Raw genomic sequence first — 2,821 nt, 5'->3', positions numbered from 1 at the left:
CGTTGGTCATGACGATATCCGAATTACCGCGACGAGACATCATCTCGGTTGGCCTCATCCTTGCGTCCGGTCTGCGCGTGTCGATCGGCGAACAGGTACGGAGGTCTCAGTCTCACCGATGCAATACTCGTTCTTCGCCTCGTGTCTCACATGGCGTTCGCATCGTTTGGCGGTCCTGTCCGCCGTGATGCTGGTCGGAAGCGTCAGCGCGGCGGCATCCGCCGACAATGTGAGCGTGGTCCGCGAGCTGGCCGGCCGCGTCGGCCCGATCGTCGGATCATCGCAGGCTTGCACCAGCATCCCAGCCCGTCGCGTGCAGGTGATCCTAGCCAAGTTTCAGGATGCGATCCGCGAGGCCTCGACCAGTCCGAACGAGCGCAACGAGCTTGCGCGGGAGTTCGAACGCAACATCGCCGAGGGCCGCGCAGCGGTGAACGGCGGACGGGCGGATTGCCGGCTGGTCGAGCGCCAGCTCGCCGACCTCGAGCGCAGCGTCAACACGCCGGCGCCGGCTGCGGCGCCCGCCGTCGCGCCCGCGACGCCTGCCACCACCGGCGCGATCCGGCCCGCACCCTCCGGCCCCGTGCGCGGCGTGACCGATCAGGAAATCCGCTTCGGCATGGTCATTCCCTACAGCGGCAGCGCCAAGGAGAATGGGCAGAGCTACAAGCGCGGCATCGAGGTGGCGTTCGCGCGCGCCAACGCTGCGGGCGGCGTGCATGGACGGATGCTCAAGCTGATCGCCGCCGACGACGGCTTCGAGCCGTCGCGGACGCCTGATGCCATGAAGCTGCTGTGGGACAAGGAGCAGGTGTTCGGCTTCGTCGGCAATCTCGGCACGCCGACCGCCGCAGTGGCCGTGCCGTTCGCGCTCGAGCGCCGCGCGCTGTTCTTCGCGCCGTTCACCGGCGGCACATTGGTGCGACGTGATCCGCCGGATCGCTATGTCTTCAACTACCGTCCGAGCTTCGTCGAGGAGGCGGACGCCGCCGTGCGCTATCTGCTGAAGATGCGCAAGATCAAGCCGAACCAGATCGCGGTGTTCGGACAGAATGACGATCTCGGCGAGCAGGGCTTCGCCGGCGTCGCCAAAGCCTATCGCGCAGCCGGCCTCAACGACAAGGCGATCCTGCGTCTGGTCTATACCCGCAACTCGATCGACATGGACGAGGCGGTGGCCCAGCTCAAGGCGCAGAAGGTGCCGATCAAGGCGATCGTGATGGTCGGGACGACGCGGCCGGCTGCGAAGTTCATCGAGAAGACCCGTGATCTGTTTCCCGGCATGATCTACACCAACATGTCGATCGTCGGCGCCACGGCGCTGGCGCAGGAATTGTCGATGCTCGGACCGCGCTTCACCGAGAACGTGATCGTGACCCAGGCGGTGCCGGCCGTATCGGGCTATTCCAGCACCGTGCTCGAGTTCAAGACGGCGCTGGCTGAGATGGCTGCCGGCGAGGTTCCCGACTACATCTCGCTCGAGGGCTACATCGCGGCCAACCTGCTGATCGACGCGCTGAAGCGCTGCGGACCGCAGCTCGACACCGAACGGCTGGTGGAGACGCTGGAGAACACGCGCAATCTGGACATGGGGCTCGGCGCCTCGCTCAGCCTGAGCCGCGGCGACCATCAGGCGCTGCACAAGGTCTGGGGCACCCAGCTCGACAAATCCGGAATCTATCAGCCGATCGATCTCGAATAGCCTGATGTCCGTGTGCGTTCGCCATGTCGGATGCGCGTCCGGGTGCGTCGGCCGGACCTGACACGGGACGGCCTGAGCCCAAAGGGCTTGATCCAGGACAAGCGCCCCGCGCGGGGCGCTTGTTAAACGCTCGTGCAGCTCCCGCTGAGGCGGTCATCGTCGATCAGCCGCAAGGAGCGCTGCCAGACGAGTGCTTAGCCCATGGAATCCGATCCGAACACCCGCAAGCAGGTCATTGCCGTCGGCTATATCTTCCTCGCCGGCATCGGCATGCTGCTGCTGCAATGGCTGCTGACCACCTACAACACGGTCGAGACGATTCCCTACAGCCAGTTCGAGCAGCTGGTCGCGCAGGGCAAGATCGCCGAGGCCTCGGTCAGTCCGGACACCATCCAGGGCAAGTTCAAGGACAAGCAGGCCGATGGCAAGACCGGCTTCGTCACGGCGCGCGTCGATCCGCCGCTCGCCGAGAAGCTCGCGGCCAAGGGCGTCACCGTGACCGGCGTTCCCTCCGGCGGCGTGATCCAGACGCTGCTGTCGTGGGTCGTGCCGGCGCTGATGTTCTATCTGATCTGGGTGTTCCTCGGCCGCAAAGTCATGGACCGCCAGGGCTTCGGCGGGCTGATGTCGATCGGCAAGTCGCGCGCCAAGGTCTATGTCGAGACCGACACCAAGGTCACTTTCGCCGACGTCGCCGGCGTCGACGAGGCCAAGTTCGAGCTGCAGGAGGTCGTGCAGTTCCTGAAGGATCCGAAGAGCTATGGCCGGCTCGGCGCCCATGTGCCGAAGGGCATCCTGCTGGTCGGCCCGCCCGGCACCGGCAAGACGCTGCTCGCGCGCGCCGTCGCCGGCGAGGCGGGTGTCGCGTTCTTCTCGATCTCCGGCTCCGAATTCGTCGAGATGTTCGTCGGCGTCGGCGCCGCGCGGGTGCGCGATCTGTTCGAGCAGGCGCGCAAGGCGGCGCCCTGCATCATCTTCATCGACGAGCTCGATGCGCTCGGCCGCAGCCGGTCTGCGGGCGCTCAGCTCGGCGGCTATGACGAGAAGGAGCAGACGCTCAATCAGCTGCTCGCCGAGCTCGACGGCTTCGATCCGAGCTCCGGCGTCATCCTGCTCGCA

2 protein-coding genes are annotated in these 2,821 nt (G+C 66.1%); both read left to right on the top strand.

What is annotated here, in order from left to right; all coding sequences use genetic code 11:
- The first annotated feature begins 118 nt into the window (after positions 1-118).
- The gene (locus tag BRAS3809_RS30900; protein WP_008965944.1) at positions 119-1,702 is read left to right on the top strand and encodes an ABC transporter substrate-binding protein; all 1,584 of its coding nucleotides are present in this window, start codon (positions 119-121) and stop codon (positions 1,700-1,702) included.
- Positions 1,703-1,903: 201 nt separating this feature from the next.
- On the top strand, positions 1,904-2,821 hold a 918-nt coding region (locus BRAS3809_RS30895; protein WP_035659616.1), incomplete at its 3' end, for an ATP-dependent metallopeptidase FtsH/Yme1/Tma family protein.

It is taken from the genome of Bradyrhizobium sp. STM 3809 (assembly GCF_000239795.1).
GTDB lineage: Bacteria > Pseudomonadota > Alphaproteobacteria > Rhizobiales > Xanthobacteraceae > Bradyrhizobium.
This window is presented reverse-complemented; position numbering and strand designations above follow the sequence as displayed.